Below are 21221 nucleotides of genomic sequence, written 5' to 3' on the forward strand. Positions count from 1 at the left end.
AGTCGAGTTAAATCTGGTCTCAACGCATCATCTGCGAGACACGGTTTTCTTGAATTTACGGGAGTATTCGACATGAAAATGACGACTGAAGAAGCATTCGTCAAAGTGCTTCAGACGCACGGAATTGAGCACGCGTTTGGCATTATCGGCTCCGCATTCATGCCAATCTCCGATCTGTTTCCGGATGCCGGCATCAAGTTCTGGGACTGTGCCCACGAGGGATCCGGCGGCATGATGGCCGATGGCTACACGCGTTCCACCGGCAAAGTCAGCATGATGATCGCGCAGAACGGACCCGGGATCACGAACTTCGTCACTGCCGTCAAGACCGCCTACTGGAACCACACGCCGCTGCTTCTGGTCACGCCACAGGCTGCCAACAAGACGCTTGGACAAGGCGGTTTCCAGGAAGTCGAACAGATGGCCCTGTTCAAGGACATGGTCGCCTACCAGGAAGAAGTCCGCGACCCGACGCGCGTCGCCGAAGTCCTGAACCGGGTGATCCTGCAGGCCAAGCGCGCCAGCGCTCCGGCACAGATCAACATGCCGCGCGATTTCTGGACGCAGGTCATCGATATCAACCTGCCTGCGATTGTCGAGTTCGAGCGCCCCTCCGGCGGCGACAGCGCGATCCAGGAAGCTGCGGATCTTCTGAGCAGCGCCAAATTCCCGGTGATCCTCAACGGTGCCGGCGTCGTCATCGGCGGCGCGATCGAGGCCTCCATGGACCTCGCCGAACGTCTCGATGCACCTGTATGCTGCGGCTACCAGCACAATGATGCCTTCCCGGGCTCGCACCGGCTGTTTGCCGGTCCGCTCGGTTACAATGGCTCCAAGGCCGGCATGGAACTGATTTCCAAGGCGGACGTGGTTCTGGCGCTCGGCACACGGCTCAATCCGTTCTCGACCCTGCCGGGCTATGGCATCGATTATTGGCCGAAGGACGCCAAGATCATCCAGGTCGATATCAATCCGGACCGGATCGGACTGACCAAGCCCGTCAGCGTCGGGGTGGTCGGAGACGCCAAGAAAGTTGCAGAAACTCTGCTTGAGAGGCTGTCGCCGAGCGCCGGCAACAGCGGCCGTGACGACCGCGTTCACACGATTGCGCAGACGAAATCCCGTTGGGCGCAGCAGCTCTCGTCCATGGATCACGAAGACGATGATCCGGGCACCAACTGGAACGAGCGCGCACGTGCGGCCAAGCCGGAGTGGCTGAGCCCGCGCAAGGCGTGGCGTGCCATCCAGGCAGCCCTGCCGAAGGAAGCGATTATCAGCTCAGACATCGGCAACAACTGCGCGATCGGCAATGCCTATCCGAGCTTCGAAACCGGCCGCAAGTACCTAGCGCCGGGCCTGTTCGGTCCTTGCGGCTACGGTCTGCCGGCAATCGTCGGTGCCAAGATCGGTTGCCCGGACACACCCGTTGTCGGATTTGCCGGTGATGGTGCCTTCGGCATCGCGGTTACGGAACTGACGGCAATCGGGCGCAAGGAATGGCCGCCGATCACCATGGTGGTGTTCCGCAACTATCAGTGGGGTGCGGAAAAGCGCAATTCGACCCTCTGGTACGACGACAACTTTGTCGGCACCGAGCTCGACGAACAGGTCAGTTATGCCGAAATCGCCAAAGCCTGTGGTCTCCAGGGTGTCCAGGCCCGAACGATGGACGAGTTGACGCAGATGCTCGACAAGGCCATCGACGACCAGATGAACCATGGCAAGACCACGCTGCTCGAGGTTCTGATCAACCAGGAACTCGGCGATCCGTTCCGTCGCGACGCAATGAAAAAACCTGTCGCCGTCGCCGGGATCTCCGCATCGGACATGCGTCCTCAGACGGGCGTTTAAGCGTCCGTACCGGTTTGCCGCTGGTTTCCGCAGGACGTCCCGTCCGGCAGGACCGCACGCAAATCGTTTGAACCGGTGCCGCCGCCCGATCCGCCGGATTGGCGGCGGCACCAGCCCATCGGTCCAGGACCTCGCCGGCTGTCCTTGCTGGACGGCACTTTCGGCGGTCAGGCCGATCAGCCAGTGCCAGGAAAGCAAGGTCCGATGAAACCTTTGGAAGAAATCCTGCGGAACGCCGCCCGGTCAGACAAGACGATCGTTCTGAGCGAAGGCGCGGACCCCCGGGTCATCCAGGCAGCGGTTGATGCGCGCAAGCAGGGTATCGCCCGGATTATTCTGGTTTGCGAAACTGAACCGGAAGACGACCAATCCGCGCTGTTCGACTCGATTGAGGGCCTGGACATCCATCGCCCTGCGACGTCGCCCTTGACGGAAGAACTCGCCGGGCTTTACCACTCGATGCGCAAGCACAAGGGCGTGGACCCGGACAAGGCAATGCAGCAGGCGCTCACGCCGCATGTCTATGCAGCGCTGCTGGTGAAGGCCGGACATGCGGACGGCTGCATTGGCGGGGCAGTGCTTTCGTCCGCGGAGATCATCAAGACCGCGATCCAGGTGATTGGCGTTGCGGACGGCGCAAAGCTGGTTTCAAGTTTCTTCCTGTTCCTCTTTTGCGAAGACCACCATGCGCGAAAAGGCGCATGTATTTTTTCCGATGCCGGACTGGTCGTCGATCCAACCGCGGAGGAACTGTGCGAAATCGCGCGTGCGTCCGCGCAGTCTTTCCAGGAGTTGACCAACGAGACGGCCAGAATTGCCATGCTGTCGTTTTCGACGCGGGGAAGCGCGAAACATCACGCGGTTTCGAAGGTTCAACAGGCAACGATGCTCGCGCGTGAGGCAGACCCGGGCCTTCTCATTGACGGCGAATTGCAATTCGACGCAGCGTTCGTACCTGAAGTTGCTCAATCGAAAGCAGCGGATTCACCAATTGAAGGTAACGCGAACGTTTTTATCTTTCCAAATCTTGACGCAGGAAATATCGGGTACAAGATCGCACAGAGAATCGGGGGAGCGAAAGCTATCGGGCCGATTCTGCAAGGTCTCTCGCATCCGGCAAACGATTTGTCGCGCGGGTGCAGTTCGGAGGACATTCTTCACATGATCGCAGTCACGACCGCACAGTCAGTTCACAAGGATACCGTCGCCAAGGCCGGGGGGAAGCCGGCATGACGGCTCCCGTTGTCGATACATCGCCAAAAGTATCCGACGAGATCCGCAAGACAACCTGTTACATGTGCGCCTGCCGCTGCGGCATCAATGTGCATCTCAAGGACGGGAAAGTCGCCTATATCGAGGGCAACCGGGATCATCCGGTGAACAAGGGCGTCCTGTGCGCCAAGGGGTCCTCCGGCATCATGCAGGTCAATGCGCCGTCTCGCCTGCGCGCACCGCTCAAAAGAACCGGTCCCCGCGGTTCGGGAGAATTCGAGGAGATCTCGTGGGACGAGGCGCTGGAGCTGGCAACGTCCTGGCTCGAGCCCGTGCGTAAATCGGCCCCGGAAAAGCTCGCCTTCTTCACCGGGCGCGACCAGTCGCAGAGTTTCACCAGTTTCTGGGCGCAGAATTTCGGCACTCCCAACTACGCGGCCCATGGCGGCTTCTGTTCGGTCAACATGGCGACCGCGGGCATCTACACGATGGGCGGTGCGTTCTGGGAATTCGGTCAGCCGGACTGGGATCACACCAAGCTGTTCATGATCTTCGGCGTCGCGGAAGATCATGATTCCAATCCCATCAAGATGGGCCTCGGCAAGCTCAAGGCACGCGGCGGCAAGGTGATCGGCGTCAACCCGATCCGCTCCGGCTACAACGCGATCGCCGATGAATGGGTCGGCATAACTCCGGGCACGGACGGTCTGTTCATCGCCTCCCTGATCCACGTCCTGCTGAAGGCCGGGAAGGTCGATCTTTCGTACCTTGCCCAGTTCACGAACGCATCGTGCCTGGTCAACGCGACCCCCGGCTCGTCCGACGAAGGATTGCTGATCCGCAACGATGACGGCAAACCGCTGGTCATCGACCGGACAAGCGGGACATTGCAGCCTTTCGACAAGCAGGGCGTCAAACCGGATCTGGCAGCCCAGGTCGACATGGATGGCGTCACGCACAAGACCGTCTTTCAGCACCTTGCCGATCGCTTTCTTTCCGATGAGCACAGCCCGGAAGCCGTTTCAGAACAATGCGGTGTGCGCCCGGGCCGCATTCGGGCGATTGCCGCTGAGCTTGCCCGTGTCGCCTTCGACGAGGCTTTCGAACTGGACCAGCCCTGGACCGATTTCCGCGGCACGCGCCACGAGAAGATGCTCGGCCGCCCGGTCAGTTTCCACGCCATGCGCGGTATCTCCGCGCATTCCAACGGGTTTCAGACCTGCCGCGCGCTGCATGTTCTGCAGATCCTGCTCGGAACGGTGGAGGTTCCCGGCGGTTTCCGTTTCAAGCCCCCCTATCCGAAACCCGTCGAAGCCCACCCGACACCGCATTGCCATTCAAAGCCTGACTGCCCCCTGGACGGACCGCATCTCGGCTTCGTCCGCAGTCCCGCCGACCTGGCACTGAAGGAGGACGGAACACCGGCGCGGATCGACAAGGCGTTCACCTGGGAGAACCCGCTTTCGGCCCACGGGCTGATGCACATGGTGATCTCCAACGCCCATGCAGGCGATCCCTACAAGATCGACACCCTGTTCCTCTACATGGCCAACATGGCCTGGAACTCATCCATGAACACACGCGGCGTCATGGACATGCTGACGGACAAGGACGAAAACGGCGACTATGTCATCCCGAGGATCATTTATTCCGACGCCTACTCATCGGAAATGGTGGCCTATGCCGACCTGATCCTGCCCGACACGACCTATCTGGAGCGCCACGACTGCATCTCGCTTCTGGATCGGCCGATCTGCGAGGCGGATGCCGCCGCCGACGCCATCCGTTGGCCGGTGATCGAGCCCGACCGCGATGTCCGCGGGTTCCAGTCCGTGCTGGTCGATCTCGGATCCCGGCTCAAACTGCCCGGCTTTGTTGATGACAACGGCGTTGCGCTCTACGAGGACTATGCCGACTACATGGTCAATCACCAGCGCAGACCGGGGATTGGTCCGCTCGCAGGGTTTCGCGGAAACGGCACGCAGACCGGCCGGGGAGACGTCAATCCCGACCAGTTGCAACGCTATATCGACAACGGCAGTTTCTTCGTTGAACACGTTCCGGAAGAAGCGTCCTACTACAAGCCCTGGAACGCCGCCTACCAGGACTGGGCGGTCGGCCTCGGCTTCTACGACGCTCCTCAGCCCTATCTGTTTCAACTTTATGCCGAACCGCTGCGCCGGTTTCAGCTGGCCGCGGAGGGCCACGGAGACCGGCAGCCGCCGGATCATCTGAGACAACAGATCAAGGACTATCTGGACCCGCTCCCGGTCTGGTACCCGCCCATCGAGGACGGTGCCGTCGACACGGAGGCCTATCCCGTTCATGCGCTCACACAGCGGCCGATGGCCATGTATCACTCCTGGGGCAGCCAGAATGCCTGGCTGCGCCAGATCCATGGACGCAATCCGCTTTATGTACCGACCAAGATCTGGCAGGAGAACGGGTTCAAGGACGGCGACTGGGCCCGTCTCACCTCCGTCCATGGCGAGATCACCGTTCCGGTGGCGCATATGGCCGGGCTCAACGAAAACACCGTGTGGACCTGGAATGCGATCGGCAAGCGAAAGGGGGCCTGGGCCCTTGACGACGATGCGCCGGAAGCGACCAGCGGTTTCCTGCTGAACCACCTGATTCACGAATTGCTGCCCCCAAAGGGCGACGGTCTCAGATGGTCGAATTCGGATCCTGTTACCGGTCAGGCCGCCTGGTTCGATCTCAGGGTGAGGATTGAAAAGGCCACTGCTCCGGCGGAAAGCCAGCCTGCATTCGGCCCGTTGAAATCTCCGGTCGGCAAGGGACCCGCCACAGTGCAACAGAAGGTGACCTCATGACCCAGTTGCCAGCGACCACGGACAAGAAACTCGGCCTCGTCATCGACCTGGACACATGCGTCGGCTGTCATGCCTGCGTGACGGCCTGCAAGGGCTGGAACACCGAAAACTACGGTGCGCCGCTCAGCGATACCGATGCCTATGGCGGCGATCCGGTCGGCACCTTCCTCAACCGCATTCACAGCTATGAGGTGGAACCCAAGGGCGGCGGCTGCAGCCAGACGGTGCACTTTCCGAAATCCTGCCTTCACTGCGAAGATGCGCCCTGCGTCACTGTCTGTCCGACAGGCGCAAGCTACAAGCGCAGCGAGGACGGGATCGTTCTCGTCAACGAAGATGCCTGCATCGGCTGCGGATTGTGCGCCTGGGCGTGTCCATACGGTGCCCGCGAGATGGATGCGGTCGCCGGCGTGATGAAAAAGTGCACGCTCTGCGTGGACAGGATCTACAACGAGAACCTACCCGAGGAAGACCGCGTTCCTGCCTGCGTCAGGACGTGCCCGGCCGGCGCGCGCCATTTCGGCGACTTTGCCGACCCGGACAGCAACGTGTCGAAACTGGTGGCCGAACGTGGCGGCATCGACCTGATGCCGGAACAGGGAACGAAGCCGGTCAACAAGTACCTGCCGCCCCGGCCAAAGGACCAGTTGCCGGACATGGATGTGCTCACGCCCCTGCTTGAGCCTGTTGCCGAAGAACCGAAGGGTTTTCTCGCCTGGCTCGACAAAAGACTGGAGGCTCTCTGATGCATCCGGCACCCTCGGTTATCATCTTCACCGTCCTGTCCGGCCTCGGCTTCGGCTTTCTGACGTTCCTTGGACTGGGTCTGCCCAAAGTTCACGGGGTGGAAGCGTTCTTCTATTTTGCCGTTGCCTATGCGCTGGCGGTCGGCGGTCTGGTGGCATCCACCTTCCACCTCGGCAACCCGCAACGGGCCCTGAAGGCCTTCACCCAGTGGCGCTCGAGCTGGCTTTCACGGGAAGCCTGGCTGTCGACAGGTGCGCTGATCATTCTTGCGATCTACGGGGCGGCAGCGGTCTTCATCGGCGCCTCGATCTCACCGCTCGGTCTGCTCGGTGCTATCCTCTCCATCGCGACGGTCGTGGCAACCTCCATGATCTACGCGCAACTGAAAACAGTGCCACGCTGGAACCATTGGCTGACACCGGTACACATGCTGACCGTTTCACTCGCAGGCGGCGCGATCCTGGCCCAGCAATCGGCGGCAGCGCTCGTTTTGCTGCTTCTGGCGGGCGGCTTTCAGATCCTCTACTGGGTGCTCGGTGACCGCCGGTTTGCCGAACGCGGGCACACGATCGAAACCGCAACGGGGCTGGGTGATCGCGGCAGTGCGCGGCTGTTCGAGCCGCCGCATACCGGATCGAACTATCTCCTGAAGGAAATGGTGCATGTGGTCGGCCGCAAACACGTCCAGAAACTACGCCTCATCGCGTTCGCAGGCATGATTGTCGTGCCGCTGCTCATTGTCGCGCTTCTGCCCGTCAACCCGTTCACGGCGATCCTTGCGACGTTGTTCTATCTGGTTGGTGCCTTCGCGTCCCGGTGGCTGTTCTTCGCCGAGGCGGAACACGTGGTCAGGCTCTACTATGGCGGGACAGGTTCGGAACCACCCTATCAACCTAGCTTCTCGGGCTGACTCTGCTTAAGATATTGGAATGCAAAGCGAGACCAGACGACGCAAGATCGGATTTCTGTTGGTCGACGGCTACGCGCTCATGTCGGTGGCGTCGGCGATCGAGCCCCTGAGGGCTGCCAATCTTCTGGGCGGTTCCGAATATTTTCAGTTGACCTATTACTCGCAAAACGCGGGCCGGGCACGGGCGTCCTGCGGCGCATACATCGAAACCGAACCCCTTGGCATCCTGAGCAACCAGGTGGATCTTCTACTGGTTGCCGCCGGAAGCAATCTGGAGGAGGCGGAGAACACCGCCTTTTACGCGCAGTTGCGCAAGCTCGCCGCGCACGGTGTCGCTCTCGGCGGCATCTCCGGCGGCGGCGCGCTTCTGGCGAAAGCCGGCCTGATGGAAGACCGGCGCTTCACCGTTCACTGGGAACATTTCGAGGAGCTCAACGCCCTTTCGGACGGCTATTTCCTGGAACGGCGGATCTTCGTCATCGACCGGAACCGCTATTCCTGCGCGGGCGGGGTCGCCTCGCTCGACATGATGCTCGCCCTGGTCAAGTCGGAACTGGGCGCGGAACTTGCGACCACGGTGAGCGACTGGCTGGTTCACAGCGGCATGCGCAGCGCGGACGAGCCGCTGCGGTCGCGGTATCTGGGCAGCAACACCGGCGTGAACAGCTGCGTCACGGCAGCAGTCGATCTCATGGAAAGCCACGTCAGCGACCTCCTGACGCTGGACCAGATCGCGATGCTCGCCGGAGTCAGCTCACGCAAGCTACAACGCAATTTCAAGTCGGATCTCGGTATTTCCGTCATGCGCTGCTACATGGACATCCGCCTGCACAAGGCAGATGAACTGCTGCGCAAGACCCGCATGGCAGTTGCCCAGGTCGCCTTCTCGACGGGCTTTGTCGATCAGGCGCATTTTGCAAGCGTTTACCGGGAGAAGTTCGGCTTCTCGCCAACAGAGCGCCGGAAAAGAACCCGCAAGGCCTCGAACGTGATGCGGACACCGGAGCCTGACGAGTATTCGGAACAGGACAGCCTCCTGGAACATCACTGAACCGTCATGGGTTTTTGCATAAACTCATAGCCGAACCGGTCGTTTGGCCTTGCCTTTTGTAGTGTTTGCCCGTATCCAGCCCGGCCATTCCAATTTCCAGAGCCCTTTCTGCCCTTCGGCCGCGACCAGCCCGCGGTGCGTTTGCGGGTTGTTTCGTGAGGACGGCCGACATGACTGAAACCATCGGACTTGACTTTGGAACTTCCAACACGGTCGCGGTCACTGCAAATGGGCCCGGCGCCACAAGTCCCGTCCGCTTTCAGGACAGGAACGAAAGCTTCACGTCGCTGCCGACCGTCCTGAGCTTTCTCGATCGCGGCGCGGCGCGGGCCTTGCATCCCGAAGTCGGGCCCTGGGCAATCCGGCAGTTTCTGGAGAGCTTCGGGGACGTGCGCTTCATCCAGTCACTCAAGACATTTGCGGCAAGCAGCCTCTTCAAGGGAACCGGTGTCTACGGCGTCCGGTTTGAATTCGAGGATCTCATGTCGACCTTTCTGCGCTGCGCGTTCGAGCGCTCCGGAACCGGCTTCGATCCCGCGGAAACCCGTCTTGTTGTCGGCAGGCCCGTCGAATTCGCCGGTCACCGGCCGGATGAAAAGCTGGCAATGGAGCGCTACAGGAGGGCATTCAGGAAAGTGGGGTTTGAAGACATTCTGTTCGTGATGGAACCGGTTGGCGCGGCGTTTTCCTATGCGCAGTCGCTTCAAAGGGATACGACCATTCTCGTCGCCGATCTTGGCGGCGGCACCACGGACTATTCGATCATGCGCTTCGAGACGGAAGGCGGACACCTCAAGGCAACCCCGCTCGGGCGCGGCGGTATCGGCATTGCCGGAGACACGTTCGACTACCGCATCATCGACAATGTCGTGCTGCCGAAACTGGGCAAGGGATCGTCCTACCAGAGCATGGGTAAGGTGCTCGAAATCCCGCCCAACCTCTTTTCCAACTTTGCGCGCTGGCACATGCTCTCCATCTTCAAGACTTCCGATGATTTCAAGGAATTGAAGAAACTTCTGCGCTGGTGCCTGGAGGCTGACAAGATCGAGCTCTTTATCGAACTGGTCGATGAGGACCAGGGCTATCCGCTCTACAAGTCCGTGTCGGAAACCAAGGCCCGGCTGTCATCGGAAGACGAGGCCGAGTTTTCCTTCTCACCGCTTGGCGCCGATTTCCGTGCGACCGTTTCCCGGCGGGATTTTGAGAGCTGGATCGCCTCCGATCTTGCCAAGATGGACAAGGCGCTCGACACGACGCTGGCAAAGGCGGGATTGCCCGAAACCGAGATCGACCGGGTTTTCATGACGGGCGGAACGTCGTTCGTTCCGGCTGTCCGGCGCCAGTTCGCGAACCGGTTCGGCGCGGAGAAGATCTCAGGCGGGAACGAACTCACGTCCGTTGCTAATGGCCTTGCCCTGATCGGTGCGCGCGCGGACGCGGACGACTGGGTGGTGGCGGCTTAAAGCACTCCCGAGCAAGCCTCTGGCTGGACTATGCGACCGGCTCATCCAAGACTGTCATGTTCACCTCGACCCTGTCGCCAACCGCGACCTTTTCGGCCTTTCTGACAGCTGCCTTGACCGGCAGCAGGAAGGAGCCCGATGCCTTGTCCGGCCAGATGGTCGTGCGCCATGTCGAAGATCCGATTGTGACCTGCACCTTGATCATGCCCCAGCTTTTCGTCTTCTGACCACCTGTCATGAACCGGATCCGGTCAGCGCATTCCAGCGGCAGGGTCACAAACGTCCAGCCGCCCGGGCCGGGTGAAAGCCAGAGCTCACCGGAGAATGTCATTTGGTCCAGCACGGCAGATCGGCATCCAATGCGAAGGAGAAGGGTAATTCTACGAAGACGAGAGTTCTTGCCAAAAGCTGATCGGCCGTCAAGTGCATCGCATTGTCGACCGTCAAAACAAAAGACCCGGGCACCGGCACTGACGGTGCCCGGGCATGTCTTACCCGAACGCCCGGCGGAGGGCCGGGATGCGCTTCACGATCAGATAATCAAGTGCAAGCACACCGAGAAGCGTGATACCTGCGAGCGGGAAGGCCAGCGACACCGCCAGCATCAGGATCATCGCGCCACGCCAATGCGGCAGGTCGTCCGGCGTCCTGGGCGCAAACACTCGCAAGACCAGTCCCTTCGGGCGGCGCATCCACCACATGACGACACCGCTGACGGACAGGAAGATCACCGACAGGCAGACGAACGTGTTGAGGATGAGATTCCAAAGCCCCATGAGGCCCATGTGAAACGGAATACCAACAGCCATCGCCTTGCCCGCCGCCGAGTAGTCGGCGAATGCGACATGTGCCAGAACCTTGCCGGTATATTGGTCGACGTGCACCGTCCGGTCGGAGAACGGGTCTTCCGCGTCGGCACTCATCGTGTCCTGGTTGATCGTCCACACCCCGGTTTCGCTGCTCGGATAGGCGATGCGGTAGCGGGCGTTGAAGCCGATCGACGCGGCAAGTGCCGCGACGCTGTCGATATCAACCGGCACACCGGGTGCGGTTCCCTCAACGCCAGCCTCAGAACCGGAGGCCGGCATCTGCGTCTGTTCCAGCGCCCATGGCTGATCGGAGACCGCGCCATGGTTCATCGAGGCATGGGTTTCGTCCGACAGCGGGACGTTGTCCCATTTCTCCGCCGGAAACGTGCTCCAGGCCTGCACGATCTTGCCGCCCCAGATCCCGGTCCAGGCCATTCCGGTGATCAGGAAAGCAAGCAGGAACACCGACACGTAGATCCCGATATTCACATGCAGCGTTTTCCAGAGCGCCCTTCCCCTTTGGCGCAGATCGGGGACAAGCGCCTGTGCCAGGGACATGTCCCGCGGCCACCAGAGGTAAATGCCTGTGATGATGAGGACGATGGCGAGGCCGGCCGCTATTTCCAGAAGGCGGTCGCCCGGTGTTCCAAGCAACAGGTCGCTGTGGATGCCGTCGGCAAAGTCGTACCAGCCCTGCCGCCGGTTCCAGCTTTCAACGATGTCGCCCGTATAAGGATCAACGGCGACCATGAACTGGTCGCCGTCATGGGCGATCCGGAAGACGGAAACACTGTTTTCCGCTCGTCCCTTCAGCCATTCGACAAGGGTGCTGCCGGGCCGGCTCGCCTGCGCGGCCGTCGCCTGATCGGATATGCTCAACGCAACGGGATTTTCCGGCATCTGGACAGTGATCTTCTCGCCGTCGCGGCCGTCAAAAAAGCCGATATACATCATCATCATGCCGGTCACGGCAAGGGCGGTCAGGATGGGTATGACAAAAAGACCGGCGTAGAAGTGCCAGCGCCATGCGGCCAGATAGAACCGGCCGGGTGTGGACGTGCTTGTGCCGTCCTTGGGATAGGTACTCATGGGTGCTCCAACGCGAGCGTGCACCTGCCTTACGGCGAGGCTGGGCTCACTTCAAAAGTGTGTCGTGGATTGATTGATGCTCAGATCCAGCGCGGCGGAGCACGGGCACCGAGACGGCCCGGCGCGGTAAAGGGCGGCAAGCCGGAATCGCGTTTTGCCAGAACCTTGTGCGGCCCCTGAAGGCGCGCACGCAGTTCGACGCCTGCACTTGTTCCCAGGAAAGACCCGACACCTGCAAAAAGACAATGATCTGTGGAATTCGATCCGCCCGGGCCATCAGGCAGCGCGGGGACAATGTTTCCGTCTTCGTCCAGAGCGACGGTGCGGTGGCCTTCGGGCGTACAGATCGTGACCGTGAAAGTCCCGTCGGCCTGAACGCCCGGCATGTACCCGTTGGGTATCAGGGAGACGAGCAGAAACGGCGTCACCGCCAGCAGGAATGCTGCGGCCCTCAACTCCGGAAATATCTGCCGGAATGCCCTCACGCCTTGATTGCCCACATAGCCGGTATTTACCCTCACGCGCATGCTTACCGGCAAATTCTGCGGCTGTCATCCACTGTTGTCTGTTTCGACCAATGGATGTCGCATTCGCGCTTGATCGGCCGGGACGGCTCCCCTAGATTGCCGCGACCTGACGGCGTCCTATCAGGGACTGAAAGCGATTCTGGATGCGGTTGACCCACACTGGGAACCAATGCCGGAGCTGTCCAAGGCACTTGCAGAGCGGCTGTTTTCCGGCCGGCTGATTGCTTGTGTTTGCTTTCGTCTTCCGATTCCGCCTCCGTCGATTGCCTGCAGGCGCCTGCCATTGGGAGAGAAGAATGAGCTACTGGACGCACCTCACCGGACTTCTGACCGTATTTCTGCCTTCGACCGCCTTCGCCCATGGCGGCCATCTCGGCGAACTGGCCGGGCATTCGCACTGGATCGGCGTGGCGGCTGTCGCGGGTGCTGCCCTGGTGGCCGGGCTCGTTGCGCTCAAGGACCGGAAGAAGAAAGACGCCGAAGAGACACCCGAAGCAGAGGTAGCTGACGACGAGACCGGCGGGGAAGCCGCGCAATGAGCGAAAAACTCGGGTTGATGATTTGCGGCCACGGCAGCCGCAACAAGGGCGCTGTCAAACAATTCGCACAGCTTGCCGCGGGTCTGACGGAACGGTTCCCGGACTGGCCGGTCGAATACGGCTACCTGGAATTCGCCAATCCCGTCATCCACGACGGTTTGAACAAATTGCGCGAAAAGGGCTGCACGCATGTTCTGGCCGTGCCGGGCATGCTGTTTGCCGCCGGTCATGCCAAGAATGACATCCCGTCGGTTCTGAATACCTATCAGGCCATGCATCCGGAAATGAAAATCTCCTATGGGCGGGAGCTTGCCGTCGATACACGCATGGTCAAGGCGGCAGCGGCCCGCATTCAGGCAGCCATCGACGAAGCAGACAGCGACGTTCCGCTCCATGAGACGCTCCTGATGGTCGTGGGGCGCGGTGCATCCGACCCGGATGCCAACTCGAATGTCACCAAGATCACGCGGCTGCTCTGGGAAGGCTTCGGATTCGGCTGGGCGGAAACGTGTTATTCCGGCGTCACCTTCCCGCTGGTCGGGCCCGGACTCGAACATGCGGCCAGGCTCGGCTACAAGCGCATCATCGTGTTTCCCTATTTCCTCTTCACCGGCGTCTTGGTTCAAAGGATCTACAACACGGCGGACGAGGTCGCGGCAAACCACCCGGACATAGAATTTCTCCACGCAGGCTATCTCAACGATCACCCCCAGGTCATCGACACGATGGCGGACCGGGTGCAGGAGATCCTGCAAGGTGCGAATCTGATGAACTGTCAGATGTGCAAGTACCGCGAACAGGTGCTCGGCTTCGAGGCGGAAGTGGGCCTGGCGCAGGAAAGCCATCACCACCACGTCGAAGGTCTTGGCGCGGAAGCCGAGTGTCAGCTCTGCGACGAGATCTGCACCGGGGCCTGCGAAAAGCAGGTTCAAGCCGGCGGGCATCATCATCATCATGATCATGGTCACAGCCACGGACATCACCACCACCATCATGACGACGGTCACGATCACGATCACGATCATGGCCACCATCATCATCCCTACCCGCATGCGGATCATCCGCATGGGCCGAAATCGCTGAAGCGCGAGGGATAGGCGCCCGTGTCCAGGCAGTCATTTCCCGCATACGCATATGAAAAGGACCCGTCGGCCATTTACCGGCAGTCCTTTTCCATCGTTCGCGGCGAAGCGGATCTTTCGCATTTGCCGGACGATCTGCATCCCGTCGCCGTGCGGCTGATCCATGCCTGCGGCATGACCGACCTGCCGAACGACCTTGCCTGGTCGGACGATCTGACGTCTGCAGCGCGTCAGGCATTCCAGACCGGGACCGCTGTTCTGTGTGACGTGGAGATGGTTGCCCACGGCATCATCCGTTCCCGATTGCCGGCGGCCTGCGATGTCGTTTGCACGCTGAACGATGCCCGCGTTCCGGAGATGGCAAAAGAACTCGGCACGACGCGATCGGCGGCCGCCGTCAACCTTTGGGAAGACCGCCTTGACGGCGCAGTCGTTGCCATCGGCAATGCACCGACGACGCTGTTCCATCTTCTGGAGACGATTGCGCCCGGCGGCCCGAGACCTGCACTTGTGCTGGGGTTTCCGGTCGGATTTGTCGGTGCCGCCGAATCCAAGGACGCGCTCATCGGCAATCCGTTCGGGGTTCCCTACCTCGCAATCAGGGGCCGGCGCGGTGGCTCGGCAATGGCGGCAGCCGCCGTCAACGCCCTTGCTGCCGGACTGCCGGAGGAGGTGTGAGATGACGGGACCGGGACGGCGCAAGGATCTGAAATCAGGTGGCGCGGGAAAGCCCATGCGCTCACGCGGGTTCCTGTCGCATTCCAGCGGCCGGTCCCAATCCGTTGGCGAGACCGGAGACGGAAACAGTCCGGATCCGGTGAGCCGGAAATCGCAGGGGATGAAGCAGGCCATGCCCCAGACTGACGCCACGCCGCGCGAACTCACGCCCAAAACTGCGACAAAACCCTATCGGCTGGGGGACACATGACGTCCCCGTGGCTGACGCTGGTCGGGATTGGTGAGGACGGCTCTCTGGCACCCGGCGGCCAGGACGCCCTGAAATGCGCCGACATTGTCTATGGCGGCGCGCGGCACCTGGCGCTCACAGGCGAGCTTTCTGCGGAACAAAGAACATGGCCATCCCCATTTGCCGCTGTCTTCACCGACCTGGAAGCGCTCAGATCCCGGCAGGTCGCGGTCCTTGCGACGGGCGATCCGATGTGGTTCGGCATCGGATCGTCGCTCGTGCAACGGTTCGATGCGCAGGAGTTGAGCGTTCTTCCGTCTCTGTCCGCTTTCCAACTCGCGGCCTCCCGCATGGGCTGGCCTCTTCAGGACTGCGAGTGTCTTTCCGTCCATGGCCGGCCGGTCGACCTGTTGCGTTGTGCGCTCTATCCCGGCGCACACCTTCTGGTTCTGACCAGCGGTTCGGAGACACCACGGCAGGTTGCCGACCTGCTGGCAGACGAGGGTTACGGGCGCACCCGGATGACCGTGCTTGAGCATCTCGGCGGCGAGAAAGAGCGTCTGACGAGCGGCACCGCCGAAGACTGGTCAGGCGACGTGGCCGCCTTTCACACGCTGGCCCTCGACGTCATCGCCGATCCGGGAACCCGTTTGCGTGCCCGCGTCCCCGGCCTTTCCGACGATGCCTTCCGCCATGACGGCAAGATGACCAAACAGGACATCCGCGCGGTTACGCTTGCCGAACTGAAACCCCATCCGGGCGCTCTTCTATGGGATATCGGCGCAGGCTGCGGATCGGTCGCCATCGAATGGCTGCGTGCCGCAAACCGGACCAGTGCAATCGGCCTTGAGCCTCATGCGGAGCGGCGCGCAATGGCGGCGGAGAACGCGACTGCCCTCGGAGTGCCCCATCTCGAGCTGATCGATGCGGCAGCTCCTGAAGGCCTCGACGGCCTGGCCCGGCCGGACGCCATCTTCATTGGCGGCGGGCTGACTGCACCCGGTGTCGTTGAAAAATCGATTGATGTTCTGCCCACCGGCGGCCGGCTCGTGGCAAATGCCGTGACGCTGGAAAGCGAGGCGGTTCTGCTTGCCGCCTACCAGAAGCATGGCGGAACCCTGAAGAAGCTCTCGGTCCACCGCGCGAGCCCTGTCGGCGGCCTCACCGGCTGGCGGCCGCTGATGCCGGTGACGCAATGGAGCCTTGAAAAGTCATGAGCGGCACCCTGTTCGGTATCGGCCTGGGGCCCGGAGACCCGGAACTCATGACGCTGAAAGCCCATCGTCTGATCTCCTCGGCGAAAGTCATCGCCTATCCTGCGCCGGACACCGGTGAGAGTTTTGCGCGTTCCATCGCTGCATCGACGATCCCCGAGGGCGCGCGCGAGATTCCGATCGTGGTGCCCATGCGGGTCGACCGGTTTCCCGCCCAGGAGATTTACGACAAGGCTGCGGAAGAAATCGCGGAGGTGCTTGCTTCGGGTGAAGACGTTGTCACGCTGTGCGAGGGCGATCCGTTCTTTTACGGGTCATTCATGTATCTGTTCGAGCGGCTTTGCGACCGGTTCGACATCGAGGTGGTACCGGGCGTGACCTCGCTGACGGCCTGTGCCGCGCAGCTTCAGCGACCACTCACCTCCCGAAACGACGTGCTCACGGTCATACCAGGCCCCTTGCCGGATGACGCCATCGAAGAAAAGATCGAAGAGGCCCAGGCGGTGGCCATCATGAAGGTTGGCCGGCATCTGGCCCGTCTCAGGGCGTTGCTCGATCGCATGGGCCTTCTGGAACAGGCAGGCTATGTCGAGCGGGCCAGCCTTGCGAAACAAAAGGTGCATCGTTTGATTGACCTCGACGCGGATACCGCGCCCTATTTTTCAATGATCCTCATTTACAAGGGAGACGAAGCGTGGACGCTTCCCCCATCCTATTCGTCCTGAACCAGGCAGGGCTGGACACGGCTGAAGATGTCGCACGCCGTTTTTCAACGGCGCGTATCCATGGTCTGGCCGGCCGCGTGCCGACGGCCGACACACAGTTCAACGAAACGATCGAACACCTGCAGTTCTTGTTCAAGGCCGGACACCCGATCGTCGGATTTTGCGCCAGCGGCATCCTGATCCGGGCGCTTGCGCCCATTCTTGGAGACAAGCGCACCGAGCCGCCGGTGATCGCGGTCTCCGAAGACGGTTCCAGCATCGTGCCACTGCTGGGCGGCCATCGCGGCGCCAACGAACTGTCAAGGATCCTGGCCAAGTCGCTGCGCGGGCATGCGGCCATCACGACGGCGGGCGACACGAAGCTGGGAATTGCGCTCGATGTGCCGCCCAAGGGCTGGCTGCTGGCCAATCCGGAAGACGCCAAACCCGTCATGGCCGAACTTCTGTCCGGTGCGGAGGTGCGTCTCGAAGGCACAGCCGACTGGCTGTCGAACTCAGATCTGAAAACGTCCGACGACGCCGCAATTGTCCTGACGGCCACCGAGAAACCGACGCACGGCGGACCGACGCAACTTGTCTATCATCCCCGGAAATACGCCGTCGGTGCCGGTTGCGCCCGTTATTGCGATCCGAAAGAACTCATAGACCTGGTCGAAACGCAGCTTGCGGAGGCCGGAATTGCCAGGGGTGCCGTTGCCTGCGTCACAACAATTGAGCTCAAGGCCGATGAAACGGCGGTTCTCGAACTTGCTGCACACCTTGATGTGCCACTCCGCGTCTTTTCGGCAGTGGAACTGCAGCGCGAAACGCCGCGTTTGAAGAACCCCTCCAATGTCGTTTTCCAGGAAGTCGGCTGCCACGGCGTATCGGAAGGGGCTTCCCTTGCAGCCTCCGGGCCTTTCGGATCGCTCGTCGTTGAAAAGCAGAAAACGGAAAACGCGACCTGCGCGATTGCCCGCGCACCTCAGCCGATCGATCCGGAAACTGTCGGCCGCGCCCGCGGGCATCTGTCAGTGATCGGCATAGGGCCGGGCAAGGACGACTGGCGGACGCCCGAGGCCACGAAGCTTCTGGCGGAAGCGTCGGACGTGGTCGGTTACTCGCTCTATCTCGATATCGTGGAAGCGCACATCACCGGAAAGAAACACCACAATTTCCCGCTGGGTGCGGAAGAGGACCGGGTGAGGTTCGCGCTGGAGGAAGCCGGCAAGGGCAAGAATGTTGCCCTGATCTCGTCGGGAGATGCCGGTATCTACGCGATGGGGGCGCTGGTCTACGAGTTGCTGCACCGGAACGAGGAATTCGGCGGCGTCTCGGATGCGGCCAAACGCGTCAGTGTCACCAATGCGCCGGGCATATCGGCATTGCAGGCCTGTTCGGCCCGGATCGGAGCCCCGCTGGGACATGACTTCTGCGCCATTTCGCTTTCCGACCTGCTGACACCCTGGGAGTCCATCGAGGCGCGTTTGAAAGCCGCTGCAGAAGGCGACTTCGTGATCGCGTTCTATAATCCGGTCTCCAAGCGCAGGCGCACGCAGCTTGCCGCGGCACGCGAGATCCTGCTGCAGCACCGTCCACCGACGACACCCGTTGTACTCGGCGTCAATCTCGGACGCCCGGAAGAAACCCTGAAAGTCACCACGCTCGAAGCATTGACCGTTGACGAAGTCGACATGCTCACAACCGTTCTGGTCGGATCGTCCAACACGCGGGCGATCATGAAGGGTGACGGCAGCATTTTCGTCTATACCCCGCGTGGCTACGCCAAGCGGATCGACGCACCGAAACCGGACAGCGCCGAGGCCGCGCCGAAAACCGAAGAGGCAGCAGAAATCCTATGACCGTTCATTTCATCGGCGCAGGTCCCGGCGACCCCGATCTCATCACGGTGCGCGGGTTGAGATTGATCCAGTCCTGTCCGGTCTGCCTCTACGCAGGTTCGCTCGTCCCGGAACAAATCGTTGCCGCTGCACCCGAAAGCGCCCGCGTGATCGACACGGCGCCAATGACGCTTGATGACATTATCGACGAAATCCGCAAGGCTCATGAAGAAGGCCTTGACGTCGCCCGGGTCCATTCCGGCGATCCCTCGATCTACGGAGCGACGGCCGAACAGATGCGCCGCCTCGATGCGCTCGGGATCGACTATGACGTTACCCCCGGTGTTCCGGCCTTTGCCGCCGCGGCAGCCGCGCTGAAAGCCGAACTGACCATCCCCGAAGTCGCACAGACGGTCATCGTGACCCGCACGGCAATGCAGTCTTCAGCGATGCCGAACAACGAGGATCTCGATACGCTCGGCAAGAGCGGCGCGACACTTGCGATCCATCTTTCGATACGGAATCTGCGCGAAATCGAACGCCAGTTGACGCCGCACTATGGTGCGGACTGTCCGGTTATTGTTGCCTATCGGGTCGGCTGGCCAGACGAAACCTTCATTCGCGGTACGCTTTCAACGATTGCCGCAGACGTCCGCAAGGCCAAGATCACGCGCACCGCCCTGATCTTCGTCGGCCACGCGCTGAAACCGGGAGACGACTTCCGCGACAGCGCGCTCTACGACGCCGAGCATGTGCATGTCCTGAGACCGAAGAAGAAAGCGAAGGCCTCCTGACGGCTTACCCCTCACCCTGACCCTCTCCCCAAGGGAGAGGGAAACCGGCCAAGAGCAAAACCCGTCCATACAGGTCCGCAATCGCTTGGAATGAAGCTGCCGCATCTGCGCCGTCCCGGACCTGATCCGGGACCTGTGAAGGCCCAAAGATTAGGCCCCGGCTCAAGGCCGGGGCGGCGAACGAAGGTTCTCGCCGGAACGTCTCGTTCCTCCTTAGCGATGAAGGAGTTGCGCCAGCACTTGACCACCCGCGAGCACAGTCACCTCTCCCGATGCGAGAGGTCGGCCTGAAAGGCCGGGTGAGGGATCAGAGCTGTCAATTCTCCTCGGAGGAATTCCCCCTCACCCTGCCCTCTCCCGACGGAGACCTTTGCATAACGTCTTTGAGGCGTTGGACTTGATCTGTTTTGGTTGATTTTGCGGGTTTTGTTGATGATCGTCTGAAGGACGAGGTGTTTTTCATGTTGTTGTGAGCGTTAGGCGCTCAGCTTAGCCGCTTTTTTGAGGTTGAAGGCGATACAGAGCAGGCGGAACTGAGTTGCGTTGCGCTTCAATCCGACATAGCCCACACGCTCGTATCCATAACTTCGTTTGAGCGTTCCAAATACGCGCTCCACGGCAGCGCGAATGGGAGCTATCAGAGCATTGCGCCGCTGCTGCCAGTATGGCAGAGCCGCTTGATATCGATGGTTCCGGTGCATCACACGGTCCTTGATGCCAGCTGCCTTGAGCCTGGCGCGGCGCTCTTTGTGCTCATAAGCCTTGTCCGCATACACAGCCTGTTCGTCGCCACAGACAAGATCGTCAGCCACCTCGCTTTCGGAGGTTTTCGCCGGGGTCAGAATGGCCTGGCGAATGACGCCTGATCCTTGATCGACGGCAACATGAGCCTTGTAGCCAAAATGGGAACGCCCGTTCTTGCGCGTCCAGTCCGCGTCCGGATCGTGAGAGGATTTGCCTCCCATGCCTGCCTCTCGACCCGGGCGGCGTGCCTGAGCCGAAACCAGTGTGGCATCCAGCAATGTTCCTTCTTTCAGAACCATGCCCTTGGCTTCCAGTTGACCCAAAACCTCCTCAAATAAAGCTGTATCAAGCTCGTGACGACACAGTGCCGTGCGGAAGCGGCTGATGGTCGAGTGATCCGGCGTGCCATCTTCCAACGACAGACCCACAAATCGACGATAAGACAGCGTGTCAGACAAGACCTCTTCCAAACGCACATCAGACAAACCGTACCATTGCTGCAGCAACAGCGCCTTGACCATCGTCAGAGGACGATAGCTCGGACGCCCTTCACCAGCGCTGTAAAGCACGCGCACAAGACGATCCAAAGGCTCCCAATCAATCGCCGCGTCGATTGCATCCAGACGCTGATTGCGACCTAGGCCCGGATCCAAAAAACCGTCGCCAAACCCAAGCTGACCACTCGATCGATGCATCAACGCCTCCCGACTCAAATTCAACTCAGTGAATCACAAAATCAGCAGGTTATGCAAAGGTCTCCCAAGGGAGAGGGAAACCGGCCAAGAGCAAAACCCGTCCGCACAGGTCCGCAATCGCTTGGAATGAAGCTGCCGCATCTGCGCCGTCCCGGACCTGATCCGGGACCTGTGAAGTCTCAAAGATTAGGCCCCGGCTCAAGGCCGG

19 protein-coding genes are annotated in these 21221 nt (G+C 61.0%); 15 read left to right on the forward strand and 4 right to left on the reverse strand.

Annotation, left to right across the window (positions count from 1 at the left end):
• Nucleotides 1-72: 72 nt before the first annotated feature.
• The 7 genes from xsc (at nt 73) to RDA78_RS02105 (ending at nt 10068) form a co-directional block, all read left to right on the forward strand.
• Complete coding sequence (gene xsc / locus RDA78_RS02075; protein ID WP_434053716.1) at nt 73-1851, forward strand: sulfoacetaldehyde acetyltransferase; 1779 nt, start codon at nt 73-75, stop codon at nt 1849-1851.
• 204 nt (nt 1852-2055) lie between these two features.
• Nucleotides 2056-3084 carry a phosphate acetyltransferase gene (pta, locus tag RDA78_RS02080; protein ID WP_434053717.1) on the forward strand — a complete coding sequence of 343 codons (1029 nt, stop codon included), beginning with the start codon at nt 2056-2058 and terminating at the stop codon, nt 3082-3084.
• Nucleotides 3081-5897, forward strand: a complete 2817-nt coding sequence (locus RDA78_RS02085) for a molybdopterin oxidoreductase family protein (RefSeq protein ID WP_434053718.1) — start codon at nt 3081-3083, stop codon at nt 5895-5897. Before pta ends, RDA78_RS02085 begins: the two co-directional genes overlap by 4 nt.
• Nucleotides 5894-6643, forward strand: a complete 750-nt coding sequence (locus RDA78_RS02090) for a 4Fe-4S dicluster domain-containing protein (RefSeq protein ID WP_434053719.1) — start codon at nt 5894-5896, stop codon at nt 6641-6643. The genes RDA78_RS02085 and RDA78_RS02090 overlap by 4 nt, the downstream gene beginning before the upstream one ends.
• Nucleotides 6643-7554: a dimethyl sulfoxide reductase anchor subunit family protein gene (locus tag RDA78_RS02095; protein ID WP_434053720.1), complete on the forward strand. Its 912-nt coding sequence runs from the start codon at nt 6643-6645 to the stop codon at nt 7552-7554. Before RDA78_RS02090 ends, RDA78_RS02095 begins: the two co-directional genes overlap by 1 nt.
• A 19-nt stretch (nt 7555-7573) precedes the next feature.
• Nucleotides 7574-8605: a GlxA family transcriptional regulator gene (locus tag RDA78_RS02100; RefSeq protein ID WP_434053721.1), complete on the forward strand. Its 1032-nt coding sequence runs from the start codon at nt 7574-7576 to the stop codon at nt 8603-8605.
• Between the two features lie 170 nt (nt 8606-8775).
• Nucleotides 8776-10068, forward strand: coding sequence for an Hsp70 family protein (locus tag RDA78_RS02105; protein WP_434053722.1), 1293 nt, complete (start codon nt 8776-8778; stop codon nt 10066-10068).
• Between the two features lie 28 nt (nt 10069-10096).
• Here RDA78_RS02105 and RDA78_RS02110 read toward each other — a convergent pair whose 3' ends face one another.
• From RDA78_RS02110 to RDA78_RS02120, 3 genes are all read right to left on the reverse strand, one after another.
• Nucleotides 10097-10411 (reverse strand): DUF1905 domain-containing protein, encoded by a 315-nt coding sequence (locus RDA78_RS02110; RefSeq protein ID WP_434053723.1) that lies wholly within the window; start codon nt 10409-10411, stop codon nt 10097-10099.
• A 148-nt stretch (nt 10412-10559) separates the two neighbouring features.
• On the reverse strand, nt 10560-11966 hold the full coding sequence (locus RDA78_RS02115) for a PepSY-associated TM helix domain-containing protein (RefSeq protein ID WP_434053724.1): 1407 nt from the start codon (nt 11964-11966) through the stop codon (nt 10560-10562).
• Between the two features lie 80 nt (nt 11967-12046).
• Nucleotides 12047-12493: a hypothetical protein gene (locus tag RDA78_RS02120; protein ID WP_434053725.1), complete on the reverse strand. Its 447-nt coding sequence runs from the start codon at nt 12491-12493 to the stop codon at nt 12047-12049.
• A 296-nt stretch (nt 12494-12789) separates the two neighbouring features.
• On the opposite strand from RDA78_RS02120, the gene RDA78_RS02125 reads away from it, so the two are divergent.
• From RDA78_RS02125 to cobM, 8 genes are read left to right on the forward strand one after another with little or no spacing between them, the layout of a single operon-like run.
• Nucleotides 12790-13032, forward strand: a complete 243-nt coding sequence (locus tag RDA78_RS02125) for a DUF6732 family protein (protein ID WP_434053726.1) — start codon at nt 12790-12792, stop codon at nt 13030-13032.
• On the forward strand, nt 13029-14129 hold the full coding sequence (locus tag RDA78_RS02130) for a sirohydrochlorin chelatase (protein ID WP_434053727.1): 1101 nt from the start codon (nt 13029-13031) through the stop codon (nt 14127-14129). Before RDA78_RS02125 ends, RDA78_RS02130 begins: the two co-directional genes overlap by 4 nt.
• Nucleotides 14130-14135: 6 nt before the next feature.
• Entirely contained in the window at nt 14136-14792 is a 657-nt protein-coding gene (locus tag RDA78_RS02135; RefSeq protein ID WP_434053728.1) for a precorrin-8X methylmutase, read from the forward strand.
• Nucleotide 14793: 1 nt separating this feature from the next.
• Nucleotides 14794-15042: a hypothetical protein gene (locus tag RDA78_RS02140; protein ID WP_434053729.1), complete on the forward strand. Its 249-nt coding sequence runs from the start codon at nt 14794-14796 to the stop codon at nt 15040-15042.
• Complete coding sequence (gene cbiE / locus RDA78_RS02145) at nt 15039-16238, forward strand: precorrin-6y C5,15-methyltransferase (decarboxylating) subunit CbiE (protein ID WP_434053730.1); 1200 nt, start codon at nt 15039-15041, stop codon at nt 16236-16238. The genes RDA78_RS02140 and cbiE overlap by 4 nt, the downstream gene beginning before the upstream one ends.
• Nucleotides 16235-16960 carry a precorrin-2 C(20)-methyltransferase gene (gene cobI / locus RDA78_RS02150; protein ID WP_434053731.1) on the forward strand — a complete coding sequence of 242 codons (726 nt, stop codon included), beginning with the start codon at nt 16235-16237 and terminating at the stop codon, nt 16958-16960. The genes cbiE and cobI overlap by 4 nt, the downstream gene beginning before the upstream one ends.
• Nucleotides 16930-18801, forward strand: a complete 1872-nt coding sequence (cobJ, locus tag RDA78_RS02155; RefSeq protein ID WP_434053732.1) for a precorrin-3B C(17)-methyltransferase — start codon at nt 16930-16932, stop codon at nt 18799-18801. Before cobI ends, cobJ begins: the two co-directional genes overlap by 31 nt.
• A complete protein-coding gene (cobM, locus tag RDA78_RS02160; RefSeq protein ID WP_434053733.1) occupies nt 18798-19574 on the forward strand; it encodes a precorrin-4 C(11)-methyltransferase in 777 nt (258 codons plus the stop codon). Before cobJ ends, cobM begins: the two co-directional genes overlap by 4 nt.
• Before the next feature lie 476 nt (nt 19575-20050).
• Here cobM and RDA78_RS02165 read toward each other — a convergent pair whose 3' ends face one another.
• Complete coding sequence (locus tag RDA78_RS02165) at nt 20051-21013, reverse strand: IS5 family transposase (protein WP_434052359.1); 963 nt, start codon at nt 21011-21013, stop codon at nt 20051-20053.
• Between the last annotated feature and the right edge of the window lie 208 nt (nt 21014-21221).

The sequence above is a fragment of the Roseibium sp. genome (genome assembly GCF_051016195.1).
Taxonomy (GTDB): domain Bacteria; phylum Pseudomonadota; class Alphaproteobacteria; order Rhizobiales; family Stappiaceae; genus Roseibium.

Coding starts and splice junctions, on each gene's coding strand:
- xsc (WP_434053716.1), top strand. CDS start 73: ATGAAAATGACGACTGAAGAAGCATTCGTCAAAGTGCTTCAGACGCAC.
- pta (WP_434053717.1), top strand. CDS start 2,056: ATGAAACCTTTGGAAGAAATCCTGCGGAACGCCGCCCGGTCAGACAAG.
- RDA78_RS02085 (WP_434053718.1), top strand. CDS start 3,081: ATGACGGCTCCCGTTGTCGATACATCGCCAAAAGTATCCGACGAGATC.
- RDA78_RS02090 (WP_434053719.1), top strand. CDS start 5,894: ATGACCCAGTTGCCAGCGACCACGGACAAGAAACTCGGCCTCGTCATC.
- RDA78_RS02095 (WP_434053720.1), top strand. CDS start 6,643: ATGCATCCGGCACCCTCGGTTATCATCTTCACCGTCCTGTCCGGCCTC.
- RDA78_RS02100 (WP_434053721.1), top strand. CDS start 7,574: ATGCAAAGCGAGACCAGACGACGCAAGATCGGATTTCTGTTGGTCGAC.
- RDA78_RS02105 (WP_434053722.1), top strand. CDS start 8,776: ATGACTGAAACCATCGGACTTGACTTTGGAACTTCCAACACGGTCGCG.
- RDA78_RS02115 (WP_434053724.1), bottom strand. CDS start 11,966: ATGAGTACCTATCCCAAGGACGGCACAAGCACGTCCACACCCGGCCGG.
- RDA78_RS02120 (WP_434053725.1), bottom strand. CDS start 12,493: ATGCGCGTGAGGGTAAATACCGGCTATGTGGGCAATCAAGGCGTGAGG.
- RDA78_RS02125 (WP_434053726.1), top strand. CDS start 12,790: ATGAGCTACTGGACGCACCTCACCGGACTTCTGACCGTATTTCTGCCT.
- RDA78_RS02130 (WP_434053727.1), top strand. CDS start 13,029: ATGAGCGAAAAACTCGGGTTGATGATTTGCGGCCACGGCAGCCGCAAC.
- RDA78_RS02140 (WP_434053729.1), top strand. CDS start 14,794: ATGACGGGACCGGGACGGCGCAAGGATCTGAAATCAGGTGGCGCGGGA.
- cbiE (WP_434053730.1), top strand. CDS start 15,039: ATGACGTCCCCGTGGCTGACGCTGGTCGGGATTGGTGAGGACGGCTCT.
- cobI (WP_434053731.1), top strand. CDS start 16,235: ATGAGCGGCACCCTGTTCGGTATCGGCCTGGGGCCCGGAGACCCGGAA.
- cobM (WP_434053733.1), top strand. CDS start 18,798: ATGACCGTTCATTTCATCGGCGCAGGTCCCGGCGACCCCGATCTCATC.
- RDA78_RS02165 (WP_434052359.1), bottom strand. CDS start 21,013: ATGCATCGATCGAGTGGTCAGCTTGGGTTTGGCGACGGTTTTTTGGAT.